We start from the raw sequence: 18,469 nt of genomic DNA on the forward strand, positions 1-18,469 counted from the left end.
TCTTTTAATATATTAACTTTTTAATGTTCAATTCTATTTTCTTTTCTTACTTTTTTTCTTATGTGACACGACTTGTGTTTGTTTTTTTACTGGTGGTGTTTCAGTTTTTGGTTCCACCCAAATACCACGCTCAATCTTACGCGCTTTACGTTCTTCGTATGATAAACGGTTATACTTCGGTAATGATAATAGCTGGAAAGCATTACATAAAAGTAAACTAAATATTGTGCAGTATAACCACATCATATCTTTCACTTTTAAAAATGGAATTAATTCAACTGTAGTCATCACAACCATAAAGAACATTGCAGGAATAAATACATTTTTCCCAGTCAACTTGTTCTTATAGATGGCAACGATAATACCGAAAATAACGATTAAAATTGGAATCCAGATGAATCTTAATATATCACCATCTTGTTTCCCAAAACGTAAATATCTAAAATAAACCAAATCGATTATCGCAAAAAGAATTATTACAACTTGAATGGCATTCCATCCACCTTTAAATATGCCTTGACCCATTTGATGAATAAATAAATATGCAAAAAATGCAAGCTGGGAAATAGATGCAATGAGTAAACCATACCCCATAAACCAAACAAGTGCGGCTAAAAATTCACCCATTTCACCTTTTACTAAATAAATCGTAAGCTTATCATAACCAAACACTAAACTAACAATAACTGTACTTAGAAGACCAATTAGCAAAGTTATTCCATAAAATTTACCTAAATTCTTTAATGTCACTTCAATACCTCATCATTATTCTTCTGTTTTATTAATAACGCGTTTCGCCATATCTAAATAGATTTGACCCAATGCATGTTCTTCTGCATAAACTGAAGGTGCGAATTCTGTTTCTGACCATTCCGGTTGTGCTAGAGGAAGTTGACCTAATATTTCAGTATTTAATTCAGTGGCTAACTTCTCGCCGCCGCCTTTACCGAATACATATTCTTTCTCACCCGTTACTTTGCTTTCAAAGTAAGACATATTCTCGACTACACCTAAAATTTCGTGATCGGTATGCAATGCCATTGCACCTGCACGTGCTGCAACAAAGGCTGCTGTTGGGTGTGGTGTTGTTACGATAATCTCTTTACTCTTTGGTAACATTGTATGCACATCCAGTGCAACATCTCCAGTACCAGGTGGTAAATCTAAAAGAATATAGTCTAACTCGCCCCAATTAACTTCTTGGAAGAAGTTATTAATCATTTTCCCTAACATTGGGCCACGCCAAATGACCGGCGCATTCTCTTCTACGAAAAATGCCATCGATATCACTTTTACGCCGAAACGTTCAACAGGTTTAATGCGTTCGCCTTCAATTTCAGGTTTTTCTGAAATACCCATCATATCTGGTACACTAAAACCATAAATATCAGCATCTACTAATCCAACACGTTTACCTAAACGTGCTAAAGCTACTGCTAAGTTCACAGATACAGTAGATTTACCGACGCCACCTTTTCCTGAAGCGATTGCAATAAAATTGACATTGTTATCTGGTGAAAGTAACTGTTCAATTTCAGATGTTGCCATCCCGCGGAATTTCTCTAATGCTTCATCATCTAATTGTTCAAAACGCAATCCTACAGTGTTTGCGCCATTCTCTTTTAAAATTTCAACAACTTTCATTTGTAAATCTAGTTGTTCTTGTCCACCTAGTTTTGCAATAGCTATTTTTACAGAAACGTGGTTTTTCTCTTCTTTAATAGTAACTTCTTTAATTCCCCCAGTTTCCTTTAATGGAAGATTTACGATTGGATCATTAAGATTTCCGATAAGTTCTATTACTTGTTCTTTATTCAACACATTAAACGCCCCTTCACTATTCTAATAGATATAGTTTAACAAAAGATAAGCACTTTGTATAAATTAATTTCTTATAAAGGCTTTATTATTAAAAAAGCGATATAATTTAATTTGTAGACTGCGATGAAGTCTTTGTTTATTGGGTATAATAAATATAAACGTTTAAAGGAGAAAAACATGACTAGAAATTACACAATTATGCAGTACTTTGAATGGCACTCAAACGGAGACGGGGAACATTGGAATAGATTAAAGGATGAAGCCGCTTCATTAAAAGAAAAAGGGTTCGACGCTATTTGGTTACCACCAGTTACAAAAGCTGACCACGTGATGAATACTGGATATAGTGTTTATGATTTATATGACTTAGGTGAATTTGATCAAAAAGGACAAGTAAGAACGAAATATGGCACTAAAGAACAATTGATTGCAGCAATTAAGGCCCTACACGATCATGATATTAAAGTTTATGCTGATGTTGTCTTAAATCATAAAGCAGGTGCAGATGAAGCTGAAACAGTAAAAGTCGTTGAAGTCGATCCTAATAACCGTTCACATCAAATTTCTGAGCCTTTTGATATTGATGCATTTACTAAATTCTACTTTCCTGGACGAAATAAAAAATATAGTGACTTTGAGTGGAATTACATACACTTTAACGGCACTGATTACGATCATCGAACGGGTCGTACTGGCATATTTAAAATTTTAGGTGACAATAAAGATTGGAACGAAAACGTTGACCACGAAAAAGGAAATTTCGATTACTTAATGTTTACCAATGTGGATTATCAACACCCTGATGTTCGTGAAGAAACGATTAGTTGGGGAAAATGGCTTATAGATACATTAAATATTGATGGTATGCGTTTAGATGCAGTAAAACACATAGAAAGTTATTTTATAAAAGATTTTATTCATGCAATGCGTGAGCATCGCGGACAAGACTTCTATTTTGTTGGTGAGTTTTGGAATCCAAATTTAGAAGTAAATGAAAACTTCTTAGATGATGCTGAATATAGTTTAGATTTATTTGATGTGAGACTGCACTTTAACTTCAAGGCCGCTTCAGAAGGCGGTGCAGCATATGACTTACGTCAAATCTTTGACGGTACGATTGTTAAGGAAAACCCAGAACATGCTGTAACATTTGTTGATAACCATGACTCTCAACCAGGTGAGGCATTAGAATCGTTTGTAAAGGATTGGTTTAAACAGGCAGCTTATGCAATTATCCTTTTAAGACAAGATGGATTCCCATGTGTATTCTATGGCGATTATTATGGTATCGGTGGCGACCATCCTGTTGGTAGCAAGCAAATGGCAATTGATCCACTACTTTATGTCCGTAAATTGAAAGCCTACGGTCAACAAGATGATTACTTTGACCATCCAAACGTAGTGGGTTGGGTGCGACGAGGTAATGCGGATGACAAATCTGGATGTGCAGTTATTATTAATAACAGTGAAGATTCAGCCGAAAAACAAATGTTTGTTGGCGAAGACCGTGCTGGACAAACCTGGTATGACTACACAGATACAATCGAAGAAGGTGTTGTCATTGATGAGCATGGAAACGGTGTGTTCAAAGTGAACCCAGGTAGTGTATCGGTTTATTGTGAAAAAGAAATGTAAATATAAATATAAATAAAAATGATGGTCGATATATTTTCGACCATCATTTTTATTTTTTAGAATTATAGCCAATATATTTAATATCTTGGGCATCAGCCATACTTTATATATGTTTTACTGCTGGCAATGGTTTAACATGTGCTTCAATCCATTCGCGTTTTTCTTCTAAGAATGGTGGTAATGATAATGTTTCACCTAACGATTCCATCGGTTCGTTTATTGCAAATCCAGGTCCATCTGTCGCAAGTTCGATTAAGATGCCTTGAGGTGTTCTAATATAAAGTGATTTAAAGAAGTGACGATCAACGAAACCGCTTGATGGAATGCGATTTGCTTTAATAAATTCAATCCATTCTTGTAATTCAGCTTCATCTTTCACACGTAACGCAATATGATGCATACTGCCTTTACCTGGTCGTTCAGGAGTACTCATATTATGGACCACCTGTAATTCATCACCATTACCACCTAAATCTGAACTAAACGTGATAATATTTTGTTCCGTAATCGGATGTATAAATAACCCCTTTTTTGTATAGCCAAATATTTCTGTTAAGATACTACTAAACCCTTCTACATCTTCAACATCCATCTTAAACGGACCTAAACCAGTAATCCCAAATTCAGCAGGGACAATACTTTTCTCCCATGGCGTTCCGGTTGCAACACCTGAATTATTAGCATCAGATACTAACGCTAAACGTTGTCCTTCAAAATCTTCAAATTCAATAGAAAGACGATTATTAATTTCTACCGTACCACTATGTTTAACATTAAACTGATTGAAACGTTCTTCAAAGTAGCGAATTGCTTCATCACTTTTCACGCGCAATGCTATTTGTGTAATACTGTTCGTTCCGTGATATGTTTGACCTACATTCGGAATTTCAAAGAATGTCAAATCCGTACCTGGACTACCTGTCCCGTCTGCATAAAATAAATGATACATAGAAGGATCATCTTGGTTTACTGTTTTCTTCACTAAACGCATCCCTAAAATTTCTGTATAAAATACTAAGTTTTCTGCTGCATCTTTTGTAATCCCAGATGCGTGGTGTTGTCCTATAATTTTTCTCATTATAATTCCCTCTTTTTTTATTTTTATCGTTTCATCTTTCTGAGTAGCTGTAATAATTGCTTCTGTTCATCTTGGGTTAAACTACCGAATATCTCTTCTTGACAAGCGGTATGTTTCGGACGCAACGTTTCTACAATACTCTTACCTTCGTTCGTTAATCGAATATACTTCACTTTCCATTCTTGAGAACGTTCAATTAAACCGTCACTCTCTAATTTTTTAAGTAAATGCGTTATATTCCCTTTCGTTACATACATCAATTCAGATAGTTCATTTTGTGTGCAACCAGGGTGTATATCAATTTGATTTAAACAATCAAAATGGCTCGATGAATATCCCGTATCCCTTAATTGCTCATTCACTTGCTTGAGTATATCGTTATAAATACGGGCAATATTTAACCACACAAGATAACTTCTGTTCGTTTTCATTTCTTTCACCTCGTTGTCAGTTTAACATTAAACTGACGACAGTCAAGTAACTAGAACTGACGTCCTAGTCCTCTTCTTTATTCAAATTTTCACTATCTGGATAAAAAATTTCTGTTAAATAATACAAAAGGCTAATCACAGCGAGAATGACTAAAAAATTAATACGTATATGTTGATAATTAATATGCACTCCGAAATAAAAAACAATCGTCGACAAACAAATTGTCAGTATATGAAAGTACCATCCTTGAAAATACTTATTATCAGAATACATTCTCTTCACGTCGTCTAATATATATTCAATCACAACAAGCAAGAAATAGCCTATCGCAATATATGATCCATAATAAAAACTATTGTCCATGACGTTTTCATTGTATGTAAATTCAGCAAGTTTAAAGTAAATTAAAATTCGACTTAATCCATACATACCAAACGTTAGCATTAATATAAATGCCCCACCAGATATTAATATTACAGATAAAACAAATAAAATTGTTAGTAATGAACCTTTAGGAAATTTAAATTGTTTCATCAATCTGGCCTCCTCGTCAAACTCTTACCCGTTTTTCTTCGAAATATTCTAAATATAGATTAACAAACTATTTAATAATTGTGTAAAATAAAATTAATAATTTTTTTATTTTACGTTTTAGTAAAATTTATACTTTTCGTAGTCGTTACTTTAAATTTTATTGTATAATAAAGGAATAACTTTATCGTTAAAGGAGATTTACTGATGAACACTATATTAGTTACTGGTGGTGCTGGTTATATTGGTTCACATACAGTCACAAAATTACTTGATTCTAATTATAACGTAATCGTAGCTGATGACCTATCTACAGGGCACAGAGAAGCAGTTGATAGTCGTGCAAAGTTTTATCAATGTGATGTAAGTGATGTAAATAATTTTTCTAAAATCTTTGATTTAGAGAAAATCGATGCTGTCTTACATTGTGCTGGAAAGATTGTCGTTAGCGAATCTGTAAAGGACCCATTAAAATATTTCGAGCATAATGTATGCGGTTTAAATAATGTGCTTCGTGTTATTGCTGATAAAGGTATTAATAAATTTATGTTTTCGTCTACCGCTTCTATTTACGGCAATAATTCATTTAATATTAAAGCAGTAGAATCAACACCCATTGCACCAACAAATCCGTACGCAGAATCTAAGCATATCGGTGAACAAATGATTCACTGGATCAGTGAACGCTATGGGGTTAACTATGTCATCTTCCGATACTTCAATGTAGCAGGAGCAATGCTTGATGGTTCTAATGGATTACGTACAAAGAATCCAACACACTTAATTCCATCAATTAACAGTACTTTACTCGGTAAGCGCGAAGTGTTCGAAATCTTTGGCGATGATTATAAAACAGATGACGGTACATGTATCCGTGACTTTATTCACGTATTCGATTTGGCAAAAGCTCATCAACTGGGCATGGACTATTTATTTAATAATGGAACATCTACTGTGTTTAACCTAGGAACAGAGCAAGGTTACTCAGTAAAACAGGTTGTTGATGCAGCACAAAAAGTTACAGGATTAACATTGAATCAAAAAACATCCGCACGACGTGGTGGTGACCCTGATTTTGTATTAGCTGATGCTACGAAAGCACGTGCAACGTTAAACTGGTCACCAGAATACACATTGGATGATATGATTTTATCGGATTACAACTGGAGAAAGAAAATATAATTATTATTATACAAAAGCTTGAGGCATCATTATTAATCTTCTTATAATCAACAGCCTAAACGGCGAAACAGAAGTTGTCATAAGCAAAACCGAATGAAACTATAAATCAAACGATTTATTAGTTTCATTCGGTTTTTATTTGCGGTAGAACACCTTGTCCCAACCTCTTTTCATGATTCAAATACTATTTTCCCATCGATAACAGTCTTAGCAACTTCTATCTTATGAATTGCATTACGTTCCACTTCAAAAGGATTTTGTCTTAATATCGTAAAATCAGCAACTTTTCCAACTTCGATTGTCCCGTATTCAGACAAGTTATTTGCTACCTTCGCTGCCTCTGTAGTATATAACGAAATTGCTTCAAATACATCCAGTGCTTCTACCATATTATAACCATCACTTGTATCATCTAAAGCTTTACGATTCACTGCAGCATCTATACCAGTTAAAGGACGATAATCTTCAATTGGACTATCAGAGCCTCCACCACAAATAATACCTTTATTTAATAACGTCTTCCATGGGTAACTATAACGTACGCGCTCATTCCCAACTCTATCAATTGCCCAAGGAAAATCAGAAGCCACAAACATTGGCTGAATATCACAAATAATATCTAGTTTCTCCATACGTTCGATTAAATCTTCTCTTAAAAAACTCACATGAATAAGTCGGTCATGCCCGGAATTTGGTGGATTAGCTTCAATTGCATCCAACACCATTTCTACTGCTTTATCCCCAATCATATGTACTGCAATATTCACATTTAAGTCACGCGCTTTTTGAACTTCTACAGCTAATTCGTCAGGAGTATATATAGCTAAACCATTTGTAGTATCGTCATCACTATATGGTAAACTGAATAATGCCGTTCTCCCTCCAAGTGCACCATCTGCATAAAATTTCATCGCATCCGGTCTGAAGAATTCATTGTATTCAAAATCACTCTTTAACACCTCTTCAATTACATCTGTATGGCGTAATATGTTGAGCCTAAATGGGTTATCTTCATTTATTACATTTTTATATGCATTCAGTACACTTTGACAACTATTGTAATAGGCTAAATCTTCAGTATGAACGCCTGTTAAGCCTGCTTCTTCCAAAGCTTTTACTGCAAAGTCTACATGTCTTGTTAATGAGTGCTCATCCTCATTTGAAGCAACTTCTAGTATTAATTCCATCGCATTATCATGTAACCAACCGTTTAACATTCCTTCTACTTTTTCATATTGACCACCTGGCATATCTTCTACGCTATCTTTGATATTAAAATGATTTAAAACACTCGAGCTAACTACTGCGGCATGTCGACATACACGTTTAATAATTACTTTCTTATCAGTAATTGCATCAATATCTTTGTTAGTGATCTTAATACCACCTAATTGATTCTCATTGTAGCCTTCACATATTAAAAATGCTTTATCATCAATTGCTTGTGCAGCTGTACGAATCTTTTCTTTAATGATATTAATATCCGTATCATCTTTAAAGTTCACACCGTTTAATGCAATACCTGTTCCAACAAGATGAAAATGCGTGTCCACAAAGCCAGGAAACATTGTGCTTCCTGATAAATCAATTTTTGCTATGTCAATATCAGGTATCTCATCGAAAGTTTCAATGATGCGTCCGTTATCTACAAGTACTGCTGAGACAGTCTTATCTCGAGCTGTCATGGTATAAATATGTCCATTATAATAAAGTTCCACAATAATCCCTCCAAAATAAAAAAGATATACTAATTAATATTAGTATACCTTTATTTTCAGACTATTTAAAATTCTAAACCTAATGATTTAAATGTATCTCCTTGGCTTAAGTCACCAGCCTCGTAACCTTTTTTGAACCAAGCCATACGGTCAGCACTTGACCCATGAGTAAATGTATCTGGATTTGCTCTACCAATTGCTTTTTCTTGAATAGTATCATCACCAACAGCATGCGCCGCTTTAATCGCTTCTTCTAAGTCACCTTCATCTGTGTAACCCATTTCTTGTGCATGCTTCGCATAAACACCTGCTAAGTAGTCTGCTTGTAACTCAACTGCTACTGAATATTTATTATATTCTGATTCAGATAACTGGTTTCTTAATTGGTGAAACTTCGGTAAGATACCTAATTCATTTTGTACATGGTGACCCACTTCGTGGGCAATAACATATGCCATTGCAAAGTCACCAGGTGCTTGGAATTTCTTATCTAATTCATCCATAAATGTTAAATCTATATATATCTTTTGATCTGTTGGGCAATAGAATGGCCCCATTTGAGAACTAGCGTTACCGCAACCTGAACGAACACCATTACTATATAATACTAATTTAGGTTCAGTATAAGTTCGGTCATGCTTCTTGAATACTTCATGCCAAACATCTTCTGTGTCTTTAAGTACAACCGATGCAAATTGACCACGTTCATCCAATGACTTATCAGTCTTAGAATCTACTTCTTCTGCTTCTTTCTTCACATTTCCAGTTTCAAAAGGATTGTCTTGAGAACCATTACCACCCGTTGTGGCACCATTATCTTGTGTCTGTGTTTGTTCTTGTTGTTGTGTTTGACCACCATTTGTCATATCAATGTAATCCATTGGGTTGCCACCCATCAAGGCAATAATAATCATAATAATAATACCGAAACATCCTAAACCACCACCGCCGATAACCATTGGGCTACCGCCACCAGAGAATCCACCACCTGATGAACCTCTTGCATCTTCAACATTAGAACTACCTTCACGACCTTGCCATTTCATATTTGTTCCCCCTAATCGGTAGATTGCTTAAACATAGTTAATATTACTTACCCTCATTTACATCATTACAATCATATATTTCAAATCATTATTTTTCAAAAGCTCTAATTGCATCGATTGATGAAAGCCCATCTGTTACAAGGTATTGACCATTGACGTGACGCTTCACTGTAACTTTCTCTTCGTTCAATTGGTCACCATATATTTTACTCACAAAATAGTGCTTTTCAGGTGTTTGTAATTTCTTTTTATCTTTATGGGTAACAATTTTTTTCTTAATATAATTTTCAGGTAACCAAACATGGTCTTTAAATGATAAATTGACTTTAACTTTCACTTTATCACCGACATATAAACCTTTATGGTTATCTAACCCTGCTTGATATAAGAAGCGTTGCTCTTTGGCTTCAGGTTTAACAGCAACCGTTTCAAATGAATCAATCACGCCATGATATATACTGTCTTTATTCAACTTGTGTTTCGCTTCAAATTTCAAATCTTGTTCTAGGAAATCGATCTGTTTACGACTCGTTGTTCCTTCTACAAAAAACTTTTCATCTGACAAAGTTAGAATAGGGACAGTTTGTGTATTCTCCGAGAACCTCTCGATTTGTGCCTTATTTAACTTTGCAACTTTCCCATCGGCACTTGCTTTTACTGTTAATTCATCAATCTTACTCGAAATTTGTTCTTGTTTTTCTTTCAATATATCAATATTATTCTCTGCTTTTGACAACTCTGAATCTAACCAATTTAATTGAGCTTCTATTTCGTCTAACCTACTACCTGTTGAAGTGTCACTTTCAATCATTTCCATCGCTAAGATTTGACCCTCAATTTGATCTTTTTCAATCATTTTATTGTCCAAAGTTAAACCAATTTCTTTTTCCTTAGAGAACAAGGTTTCATCAGTATATGTAAATAAAGGATCCCCTTTTTGCACTGTATCTCCTAACTTAACATGCATTAAAACCGGTTCTTTTTGCCCACCTTTTTGAAAATACGTTGATAAATTCTGTTTGACTTTCCCATCAAGTGACATCACATGTGTCTTAATGCGTTTGTCAATTTCAATCGTATTCTTTTTGTCTTGTTGATTTAAATACAAAAATATTACGCTCGCTAACACTATTCCAAGCACAATTAGTGACAATATTACTGGCAAAAACCATTTATTCTTTTTCATGCTTTCACGCCCTATACCTAAATTTCATAACCCCTAATGCCACATTACGTTACTCATAGTTTAACATTTCAAAACAATAAAATTATTGATTATTTAATCATTCTGTCCTCATCAGACTTAATATGTGAATTGAAATCATTCATATCTACTTTTTTCTGAGATTGATAATATTTATACGTTAATCCTAAAAGCATAAGTGCAGCAAATAATGACACAAACCCCATCCAACTCACTTCACCGCGTCCTGGTCCAATAATATAATAATATGTTAAATATAAATTTACGCCTACTAAGGCTAACATCATTACCATCACATAAATATGTGTTTTAGATTTCAAAGATTTCACCTCTATAATAAATTATTATTTACTAAGTCTTGGCGTGCCGTTTCTACACTGTCTTTACCCACTTTATTCTTTAAAGGACTAAACTCACTCGCACGGTCCACTTGTAATGTCTTAAATGATTTACCATAACGGAAGATATCGAAATAAAATTTTTCGAATTTTAAAGTTGATTGTTTTACCGGATTTAAATCTACATCTAACTGATCTAAGTTTTTAATTGCTAGATGATATGGTAAATCACTATCTGCGTGTTCTATTAAATAATCTAACTTAAAGATGTGGATACCAATATTTGCATTACGGTAAGTATTCTCTTCACCATCGGGTAACTCAGTATATTCCATTACTTGTTTAACACCTTCAACTTCGATAACACGCCCTACGCTTTCATTGTCTTTAGCCGCAATAGTTTTTGTGGTAACATCTGCTCTACTTTCAACAGCTAAACCACAAAGAACCGGATCTAATACTTTCACTAAAACGTTATCGATATTGTTAATGTACAAGTATTCAACACCTTTTGTGTGTAACATATCATTGACACCTGACGTGCTTAACGCTTCAAAGATACCCCCATTCCCGTTAGGAGTTGTAAGTATCTCTTGATCTTTATTTAATAATAATTCACCTGATTCACTCAGTGCCACGATATTTGGCTGTTTAAAGAACGTTACATTCTCCTTAGGCATACCAAAATAGTTTTGTTGATTAAAATAAGCTATCGTTTCCTCGTGATTAATATCACTTGTCATTATTGTCCAAGGGATATTTATATCGAATTTTTCATTATAAGCAATAATTTGTTCCGCTTGGAATGCAAATAAGCTCTTTCCATCAAACTCAAATGTACCTTTTGGACCTGGGTGTTCTAAACGTGTTCCTTGCCCCCCTGCCATTAAGATAGGCGCTACTTTTAATTGTTTGATTGCCTCTAAGCCTTTTTCTTTATATGAATTCAACATTTCTTCAGACATTTCATCTTTGATAATAGTCTCAACATCTTTAATTTCACCTTGGGGTAAACTCACTTCACGGTTAACATATACGTCTTCGTATAACTTTTTAACTGCATCAAGGTCTTGCGATGCGATTGCCTTAGTTAAACCTTCTCTTTTCTCCTCCGGTAATCTTTCTATTTGTGAAACTAAAGTCGTATGACCGTACTCAGTTAATTTATTATTCATGCGTGAAATTCTCCTTATTAGTTATTTATTCATATTTTATCATGATTAGTTTAGCCATACTAATGTTCTGTGAAACATTTCAGTATAAAATAAATACATCGTCAATATACTAAATGTTGTAGCAAGTGAAACATCAAGAATCCCACCCGTCTTAAACGTAACTGGGAAGACAATTTTTTTATTCCATGGAAAGAATAACGTCACCCCTCGTGGAGTGAGCATATCAAGTATTAAATGACTCAAAATGCCAAGCACTGCACTTACGACGTATATTACATTCACATTGAGTATTATGAGTAATAAACCTGAAAGTAATGTAAAAAACATTGAGTGCGTTAATGTGCGATGACCAAAGATTAATGCGATTAACGTACTGATTGGCCAAATCTTCCTACCTAATTTACTGCCTGCATGGCATATATCGGGTACGACACTAAACAATGCAGTTGTTCCAACAATGCCCGCAAATGTACTAATATCAAGCGCTGCGTGCATCCCATATGATGTGCCAATGAGCACACCAAGTGCGATATGTGTTTTTCCAGTCATGTGACACACCTCCTACATATTTGACACTTTTGTGAAATCCATCACAAATGGTTGAAATCTATTTCACAACTTATTATACTAGCAATATAAGTTAATGAGTATTAAATATCTGAAATAACCCCCTTTATTTCGCCCAATTAACTCATTCAAATCAAAAAAACGACTCAATACTATATTGAGTCGTTTTTTTTGTTATTGGCGCGCTAACCACTTTAATGCTTCTCTTTCTGATAACGGTGATAGCTGATGCTCTTCAACGAAATCTGTAACAAATACAGCATTTGTCTTAGAAAATTCACGTAACACCCATCCGATCGCTTTACGAATAAAGAATTCTTGTTCGTCTTTTGTATTTAAAATAAATTCTGTAAGTATCACTTCATTCATCTTATCTTTGTACTTTAATTGATGTAATAAACTCGCACGTTGTAGCCAGAAGTTCTCAGAGTGATTCCACTCACGCATAACACTTTCACCTACGTGTCTATCTCTTAATACAATTGAACCTACTATATTAGGTGCTATCGTATCAATTGAATCCCACCAACTATGTGTAGTCAATAATTGCTGTAAATATGATAAGTCAGTCGTATCAAATAACATTTCTTTTTTATTTAAGATTACCATACCTATATAGTGATACTCACGTTCAGCTTGCATAAAACATGCATTAACGAGTTCTATCGTTTCATTCTTCGTGTTTGGCAAACCTATTTTGAACAGTTCTTTCATCACAGGTGCTGTTTCACTTTTCTTAATACCTAGAAATGGAAAGTTATTTTTCATATAACTTTCCATTGTCATTTGATTCTCTTTATTTTTTAAGGATTCATATGCATTTTTAATCTCATTAATTGTTAGCATCTGATGATTCCTGAACTGAAGATTTTAAATTTTGTTTTGTATCTTCTTTTATTGTAGAAGACCTTGATGTTGTTTTAGGTGCTATCGGTTTCTCAGATGTCTTTACTTCATCAGTTTTCGGATCAACTGTCTCTGTCGTCTTCACTGGTTCAGTTGAATGGTTAGTTTCGTTCGATTTCTCATTATTCGGTTGAGTTGGAATGACTTGCGTTTCAATCGGCACGCTGTCCTTATGTTCGTTTGTCATTGGTTCTTTTTGTTCAACATCATTCTCATCAGTCTCATGTTGCTGCGTTATGTGGCATTGACCACTTTCACAAATATAACCCTCACCTGTTAAATTATTCCAAGCTTTAGAGTATTCTGGTGTATTGATGATATTTTGACACTCTGCCTCACTCACTTTACCTGGTTCAATTAAACAATGACGTGCTAAGTTGTAGCGTTCTGTATCAAACGTGGGTACTGTTTGTGCTGGTGGTGGTGTTATATTTGTTGATTTTTCTTTTGTTTTAGTTTCTTTTTGCTCTGCTGTTTTCTTCTCTTTTTGTTTTGCTGTTTTCTTTTCTTTTTTAGGTTGTTCCTCGTTCGGTGGCTTTATTTTTACTTCTATATTTGGCTTCTTTTCAACCTCTTTTTTAGTTTCTTCTTTCGGTTCTTCTTCAGCTTTGCCACAACCACAAAGAATGACTGCACAAAGCAAAACACTCATCCATTTTTTCATTGATTCGCTCCTTAAATGTATGAAATATAATACATACAATGTAAGTATTATACCACAGGTCTGAAATATGTGTATAAATACCATATTTAGTAGGGTTTAAGCACATTTTAAGCACATTATTATTATCTTTTGGTATGATGTTTTTAATTCGGTGAAGGAGTTGTTATAATGCAAGATAATACAAAAGGCATATTGTACGCTGGCAGTGCATATTTACTATGGGGATTATTACCAACATATTGGCGTTCAGTCGATGCTTTTAATCCATACGAGATACTATTTCATCGTGTATTGTGGTCAGCTTTTTTTATGGTAATTTTAATAGTTGTGTTAAAGAAAAAATCGTCCTTCGTCACCGATACAAAAGCTCTATTCAACAGAAAGAAAGAACTTTCAGCCCTCATTCTTGCAAGTATTGTAATTATGGTAAACTGGGGCATTTTTATATGGGCAATTAACAACCACCATGTGTTACAGGCAAGTCTAGGATATTATATCAATCCGCTGATGAGTATTGCATTAGGCTTTATCTTCATGAAAGAACGCTTTAATGGGCTTGAGATAATCGCAATTATTTTAGCTGCTATCGGTGTATTGTTCATGACCGTAAGTAGTGGAACATTTCCCCTTATCTCAATTGTTCTTGCCGCAAGCTTTGCTCTATATGGATTAATGAAAAAATATGTGAATATTGATGCGATTTATAGTATCGCCTTAGAAACCATAATTACACTGCCTTTAGCCTTGCTTGGCATTGGTTATTTATCACAGCAAGGAGAAAATCACTTTGGTATCAATCAAACAAGCTTCTTAATTTTATTTGCCGGTGTAGCTACAGCAGTACCCCTTATCATGTTTACAGCTGGGGCAAGACGCATCCCATTGTCACTAATCGGTTTTTTACAATATATTTCACCAACCTTAATTTTACTGCAAGGTGTCTTTCTGTTTGGCGAAGATTTCACTATGACAGACTTTATTACATTCTTCTGTATTTGGGCCGGTTTAATTTTATACAGTTATAGTAAGTACATTCAATACAAAAAGATAATACGCAAAAAAATGCTCAAGCCAAATTAGGCTATGAGCATTTTTTAATCAAAAATATATTTATTCTGACTCGAAATAAAAGCAAAGACAAACATCATCATTGTTATGACAAAAAACAATATAAAACTTGGAGTATGACTATTAAAGACATCATGTAAATAACCCATTAACATCGGCCCAATAGCAGCAACAAAATACCCTACTGATTGACTAAAACCTGATAACTCAATGGCATCTTGCGTTGATTTTGCTCGAAGTGAAAAGAACAACATACATAAACTAAATGCCGCTCCACCAGCAAGACCCGTCGCAATCATTGCAATTACTATAAAGACAGTCTGATTAAATAACAATGCTGTAAAGCCTATCAAGAATAGTGCCGAAAATAAAAATACGAGCGGACGCTGGTTCTTCATTTTCATTGCGATTATAGGCATAAGGAAAGTCATCGGCAATTGCGCGAATTGATTCAACATTAAATAATACCCTGCTGCTTCTTGATCCACCCCGTAAGACATCAAGATATCAGGGAACCAAGTCACTGTCGAATAGAAGTTCATTGATTGGAATCCCATCATCAATGCAATTGCAATTGCAAGCTTTGATTGATATATCGGACGTTTACTTTCTGTAACTTCTAATTTTGGGTTGTATCGTAGTTGTGGGAGCCAAAGTAAGATACCTGCAATGCTAAACAATACCCAAAAGCCTAATGAGTATTGATAACCTCCATTATTAATTTTACTAAGCGGGACACTTAATCCTCCACCAATACCTGCTGTCATATTCATTGTTGCTGCAAATACACCCGTCATCAGCCCCATCTGTTGTGGAAAGCGCCACTTTACGAAACTCGGTAAAATAACATTACCAATGGCGATACCGATCCCTACTAAAACAGTCCCGACTAATAGCATCGGGACATTTGGAATGATACGAATAAATAAACCGAATAATAAAATTAACATTCCTACCATTAGAGCAACACTCATTCCAAGATGACGGGAAAAACGGGCAACAAATGGTGAAATAATACCGAACATTATCAGTGGAATCGTTGTCAACATACCTAATAACGCCTTAGGTAATGCTAAAGTTTCTCCAATTTCAGTAATCATTGGTCCAATTGCAGTGAGTGGCGCACGTAACGTCGAAGCAACAACGACGACACCGAGCAATAATATTAACATTTGAAACTTTTTACTCAAATTAATCCTCCTCAATACGTAAATCAATCATTATCTTTTATATATCCATCATATCAGTTATTTTCATTTTTTTTCGGGAAAAAACATCGGTTTAATTGTAACTATGTAAAAAAAGGGGTATATTTAGGGTATCAAATAGATAAGGATGTGTATTAAAAATGGCAATGAGAATTACTAAAAATGAAAAAGAAGTAAACATCAAATGGCGTGTTGCTGACATCACAATTCCGAATGAAGACATCTTAAGTATTAAAGAAGATACTAATATTTATGCTGGTGCTGAAGAGAACAATGACGAGAAAGTAGTACGTATTGGTTCAACTTTTGGTAAAACAAACCGTATCCTTTTAGACACTAAAGATAAAAAATACATCATCTATACACACAACGATAAAAAAATCATTGACGAATTAAACAAGTAATCCCTTATATTTGAACCACACTCTTTTGAGTGTGGTTTTTTTAAAATCTTTTAAAAGTGCTTTCTCTACCAACTCTTACCCTCTTTTTGTTACTATATTCTTGAATACAAAGGAGGTAAATCAATGGAACAATTAAAAGATAAAGTTGCACTGATTACAGGTGGTTCTAGTGGTATTGGATTAGAGATTGCTAAATCTCTTGCTAAAGAAGGAACTCATGTTGCAATTACAGGGCGTAACTTTGATAAGTTAGAAAATGCCATTAATCAACTAGATGAATTTGATGTGGATACGACTGCTATTGTTTGCGACAGTATGAACATAGAAGACATTAAAGCTTGTGTTGCGCATACTTTAGAAACCTTTGATCGTATTGATATTTTAGTAAACAATGCAGGCATTATGAAAAATGCTCCGTTCTTAGAAACGTCTGAAGAAATGCTTGAAGAAATGATGCAAACAAACGTCTATGGCCCATTTCGTTTCATGCAAGAAGTCGCGCCGATTATGATAAAACAAAACGGTGGCGATATCGTCAATATGAGTTCAATGTCAGCAGTTAATGCTACTGCTCAATCAAGTGCATATTCAGCTACAAAATTTGCACTATCAGGCATGTCAGACAGCTTTATGCGCGAAATGCGTCCACATAATATTAGAACGTTCTTGATTCATCCATCGGCTGTACTTACAGACTTAATCGGTGAAACGTCACTTGACCCAGAGTCAATGACACACCCTGAAGATATTGCTGAAGTAATCGTCAGCCAGCTTAAATTGAATCGCAGAACTTTTGTTAAACAAAATCAAATTTGGGCAACTAACCCAGTACAAAAATAGGAGGAATTTATATGTATATCGTAACGAATAGAATAAAAATGAAAAAAGGATTTGCAGAAAAAATGGCGCCGATGTTTACTAAAGGTGGCGACATTACTAAATTAAAAGGATTCACAAAAATAGAAACTTGGTCAATACAAAATTCAGAAGAATTCGACGAATTACACGTTAACACATGGTGGGAAACACTAGAAGACTTTGAAGCATGGAAAACGAGCGATGCATTCAAAAAAGTACATGAACAACGTGCCGCAAAACCTGAAGCAGAAAAGCAAGAATCACCTATGCTTGGCTCTGAAATTGTAATTGCTAAACTTGAAACTGAGGTCGGTAAATGATAAAGGTTGTTTTCACATACACAACATCGAATGAGCATTTACCTGAACTCATGCAAAAATTTATAGCTTCTTCAGATCCGAAGTTCTCATCGAGTCCATCAAGTACTGACATAAAAATGTATAAACAATCAGATGATACAACTACGACAATCGTATTAGATATTTTCTACAAGTCAGTAGAAGACTACAAGGCTCGTACACAGTTTGAACGTGGCCAAGATGATTGGAATAATATTTGGTTTGCTGAAGATATTCAGCATACACTTAAATCTGTTGAAATATATGAATGCTTATAAAAACAACCCTAACTGATA

At 34.6% G+C, this 18,469-nt stretch carries 21 protein-coding genes; 7 read left to right on the forward strand and 14 right to left on the reverse strand.

Annotated elements, in window-relative coordinates:
- Positions 1-33: 33 nt before the first annotated feature.
- A complete protein-coding gene (locus ACMGE9_RS04240; RefSeq protein WP_414044009.1) occupies positions 34-750 on the reverse strand; it encodes a KinB-signaling pathway activation protein in 717 nt (238 codons plus the stop codon).
- Between the two features lie 15 nt (positions 751-765).
- Positions 766-1,821, reverse strand: a complete 1,056-nt coding sequence (locus ACMGE9_RS04245) for a P-loop NTPase (protein ID WP_414044010.1) — start codon at positions 1,819-1,821, stop codon at positions 766-768.
- Positions 1,822-1,998: 177 nt separating this feature from the next.
- On the opposite strand from ACMGE9_RS04245, the gene ACMGE9_RS04250 reads away from it, so the two are divergent.
- Positions 1,999-3,456 (forward strand): alpha-amylase, encoded by a 1,458-nt coding sequence (locus ACMGE9_RS04250; RefSeq protein ID WP_414044011.1) that lies wholly within the window; start codon positions 1,999-2,001, stop codon positions 3,454-3,456.
- Between the two features lie 103 nt (positions 3,457-3,559).
- Here the strand turns inward: ACMGE9_RS04250 and ACMGE9_RS04255 are convergent, their stop codons facing one another.
- From ACMGE9_RS04255 to ACMGE9_RS04265, 3 genes are all read right to left on the reverse strand, one after another.
- Positions 3,560-4,534, reverse strand: coding sequence for a ring-cleaving dioxygenase (locus ACMGE9_RS04255; RefSeq protein ID WP_414044012.1), 975 nt, complete (start codon positions 4,532-4,534; stop codon positions 3,560-3,562).
- A 23-nt stretch (positions 4,535-4,557) separates the two neighbouring features.
- The gene (locus ACMGE9_RS04260; protein ID WP_414044013.1) at positions 4,558-4,965 is read right to left on the reverse strand and encodes a MarR family winged helix-turn-helix transcriptional regulator; all 408 of its coding nucleotides are present in this window, start codon (positions 4,963-4,965) and stop codon (positions 4,558-4,560) included.
- Positions 4,966-5,029: 64 nt separating this feature from the next.
- Positions 5,030-5,500 carry a SepA family multidrug efflux transporter gene (locus ACMGE9_RS04265; RefSeq protein WP_414044014.1) on the reverse strand — a complete coding sequence of 157 codons (471 nt, stop codon included), beginning with the start codon at positions 5,498-5,500 and terminating at the stop codon, positions 5,030-5,032.
- A gap of 204 nt (positions 5,501-5,704) precedes the next feature.
- Here ACMGE9_RS04265 and galE point away from each other — a divergent pair, with 204 nt between their 5' ends.
- Entirely contained in the window at positions 5,705-6,679 is a 975-nt protein-coding gene (gene galE, locus ACMGE9_RS04270) for a UDP-glucose 4-epimerase GalE (protein ID WP_414044015.1), read from the forward strand.
- 170 nt (positions 6,680-6,849) lie between these two features.
- Here galE and ACMGE9_RS04275 read toward each other — a convergent pair whose 3' ends face one another.
- From ACMGE9_RS04275 to ACMGE9_RS04310, 8 genes are all read right to left on the reverse strand, one after another.
- Entirely contained in the window at positions 6,850-8,397 is a 1,548-nt protein-coding gene (locus ACMGE9_RS04275) for an amidohydrolase (RefSeq protein ID WP_414044016.1), read from the reverse strand.
- A gap of 65 nt (positions 8,398-8,462) precedes the next feature.
- Positions 8,463-9,443 carry a neutral zinc metallopeptidase gene (locus ACMGE9_RS04280; protein ID WP_414044017.1) on the reverse strand — a complete coding sequence of 327 codons (981 nt, stop codon included), beginning with the start codon at positions 9,441-9,443 and terminating at the stop codon, positions 8,463-8,465.
- Positions 9,444-9,531: 88 nt separating this feature from the next.
- Positions 9,532-10,629, reverse strand: coding sequence for an HlyD family efflux transporter periplasmic adaptor subunit (locus tag ACMGE9_RS04285; protein WP_414044018.1), 1,098 nt, complete (start codon positions 10,627-10,629; stop codon positions 9,532-9,534).
- Positions 10,630-10,718: 89 nt separating this feature from the next.
- Positions 10,719-10,967: a hypothetical protein gene (locus tag ACMGE9_RS04290; protein WP_414044019.1), complete on the reverse strand. Its 249-nt coding sequence runs from the start codon at positions 10,965-10,967 to the stop codon at positions 10,719-10,721.
- An 11-nt stretch (positions 10,968-10,978) separates the two neighbouring features.
- On the reverse strand, positions 10,979-12,160 hold the full coding sequence (locus ACMGE9_RS04295; RefSeq protein ID WP_414044020.1) for a UTP--glucose-1-phosphate uridylyltransferase: 1,182 nt from the start codon (positions 12,158-12,160) through the stop codon (positions 10,979-10,981).
- 45 nt (positions 12,161-12,205) lie between these two features.
- On the reverse strand, positions 12,206-12,709 hold the full coding sequence (locus ACMGE9_RS04300; protein ID WP_414044021.1) for a metal-dependent hydrolase: 504 nt from the start codon (positions 12,707-12,709) through the stop codon (positions 12,206-12,208).
- A 192-nt stretch (positions 12,710-12,901) separates the two neighbouring features.
- On the reverse strand, positions 12,902-13,573 hold the full coding sequence (locus tag ACMGE9_RS04305; RefSeq protein ID WP_414044022.1) for a DNA alkylation repair protein: 672 nt from the start codon (positions 13,571-13,573) through the stop codon (positions 12,902-12,904).
- On the reverse strand, positions 13,560-14,297 hold the full coding sequence (locus ACMGE9_RS04310; protein WP_414044023.1) for a hypothetical protein: 738 nt from the start codon (positions 14,295-14,297) through the stop codon (positions 13,560-13,562). Before ACMGE9_RS04310 ends, ACMGE9_RS04305 begins: the two co-directional genes overlap by 14 nt.
- A 168-nt stretch (positions 14,298-14,465) precedes the next feature.
- Here ACMGE9_RS04310 and rarD point away from each other — a divergent pair, with 168 nt between their 5' ends.
- Complete coding sequence (gene rarD, locus ACMGE9_RS04315) at positions 14,466-15,377, forward strand: EamA family transporter RarD (RefSeq protein WP_414044024.1); 912 nt, start codon at positions 14,466-14,468, stop codon at positions 15,375-15,377.
- Positions 15,378-15,391: 14 nt separating this feature from the next.
- On the opposite strand, the gene ACMGE9_RS04320 is transcribed toward rarD, so the two are convergent.
- On the reverse strand, positions 15,392-16,555 hold the full coding sequence (locus tag ACMGE9_RS04320; protein ID WP_414044025.1) for a CynX/NimT family MFS transporter: 1,164 nt from the start codon (positions 16,553-16,555) through the stop codon (positions 15,392-15,394).
- A 158-nt stretch (positions 16,556-16,713) separates the two neighbouring features.
- Between ACMGE9_RS04320 and ACMGE9_RS04325 the strand changes: the two genes are divergently transcribed.
- The 4 genes from ACMGE9_RS04325 (at position 16,714) to ACMGE9_RS04340 (ending at position 18,451) form a co-directional block, all read left to right on the forward strand.
- Complete coding sequence (locus ACMGE9_RS04325) at positions 16,714-16,977, forward strand: hypothetical protein (protein WP_414044026.1); 264 nt, start codon at positions 16,714-16,716, stop codon at positions 16,975-16,977.
- A 123-nt stretch (positions 16,978-17,100) separates the two neighbouring features.
- Positions 17,101-17,817, forward strand: coding sequence for an SDR family NAD(P)-dependent oxidoreductase (locus ACMGE9_RS04330; RefSeq protein WP_414044027.1), 717 nt, complete (start codon positions 17,101-17,103; stop codon positions 17,815-17,817).
- 11 nt (positions 17,818-17,828) lie between these two features.
- Positions 17,829-18,155 carry a heme oxygenase gene (locus ACMGE9_RS04335; RefSeq protein ID WP_414044028.1) on the forward strand — a complete coding sequence of 109 codons (327 nt, stop codon included), beginning with the start codon at positions 17,829-17,831 and terminating at the stop codon, positions 18,153-18,155.
- Positions 18,152-18,451: a hypothetical protein gene (locus ACMGE9_RS04340; protein WP_414044029.1), complete on the forward strand. Its 300-nt coding sequence runs from the start codon at positions 18,152-18,154 to the stop codon at positions 18,449-18,451. The genes ACMGE9_RS04335 and ACMGE9_RS04340 overlap by 4 nt, the downstream gene beginning before the upstream one ends.
- Positions 18,452-18,469: the final 18 nt, after the last annotated feature.

The sequence above is a fragment of the Macrococcus animalis genome, assembly GCF_047425875.1.
GTDB classification, from domain to species: domain Bacteria; phylum Bacillota; class Bacilli; order Staphylococcales; family Staphylococcaceae; genus Macrococcoides; species Macrococcoides animalis.

Bases quoted from the DNA above. Each gene is read 5' to 3' on its own strand.
- ACMGE9_RS04285 (WP_414044018.1), bottom strand. From the start codon at position 10,629: ATGAAAAAGAATAAATGGTTTTTGCCAGTAATATTGTCACTAATTGTG.
- ACMGE9_RS04280 (WP_414044017.1), bottom strand. From the start codon at position 9,443: ATGAAATGGCAAGGTCGTGAAGGTAGTTCTAATGTTGAAGATGCAAGA.
- ACMGE9_RS04325 (WP_414044026.1), top strand. From the start codon at position 16,714: ATGGCAATGAGAATTACTAAAAATGAAAAAGAAGTAAACATCAAATGG.
- ACMGE9_RS04260 (WP_414044013.1), bottom strand. From the start codon at position 4,965: ATGAAAACGAACAGAAGTTATCTTGTGTGGTTAAATATTGCCCGTATT.
- galE (WP_414044015.1), top strand. From the start codon at position 5,705: ATGAACACTATATTAGTTACTGGTGGTGCTGGTTATATTGGTTCACAT.
- rarD (WP_414044024.1), top strand. From the start codon at position 14,466: ATGCAAGATAATACAAAAGGCATATTGTACGCTGGCAGTGCATATTTA.
- ACMGE9_RS04340 (WP_414044029.1), top strand. From the start codon at position 18,152: ATGATAAAGGTTGTTTTCACATACACAACATCGAATGAGCATTTACCT.
- ACMGE9_RS04265 (WP_414044014.1), bottom strand. From the start codon at position 5,500: ATGAAACAATTTAAATTTCCTAAAGGTTCATTACTAACAATTTTATTT.
- ACMGE9_RS04255 (WP_414044012.1), bottom strand. From the start codon at position 4,534: ATGAGAAAAATTATAGGACAACACCACGCATCTGGGATTACAAAAGAT.
- ACMGE9_RS04335 (WP_414044028.1), top strand. From the start codon at position 17,829: ATGTATATCGTAACGAATAGAATAAAAATGAAAAAAGGATTTGCAGAA.
- ACMGE9_RS04295 (WP_414044020.1), bottom strand. From the start codon at position 12,160: ATGAATAATAAATTAACTGAGTACGGTCATACGACTTTAGTTTCACAA.
- ACMGE9_RS04305 (WP_414044022.1), bottom strand. From the start codon at position 13,573: ATGCTAACAATTAATGAGATTAAAAATGCATATGAATCCTTAAAAAAT.
- ACMGE9_RS04310 (WP_414044023.1), bottom strand. From the start codon at position 14,297: ATGAAAAAATGGATGAGTGTTTTGCTTTGTGCAGTCATTCTTTGTGGT.
- ACMGE9_RS04300 (WP_414044021.1), bottom strand. From the start codon at position 12,709: ATGACTGGAAAAACACATATCGCACTTGGTGTGCTCATTGGCACATCA.
- ACMGE9_RS04330 (WP_414044027.1), top strand. From the start codon at position 17,101: ATGGAACAATTAAAAGATAAAGTTGCACTGATTACAGGTGGTTCTAGT.
- ACMGE9_RS04250 (WP_414044011.1), top strand. From the start codon at position 1,999: ATGACTAGAAATTACACAATTATGCAGTACTTTGAATGGCACTCAAAC.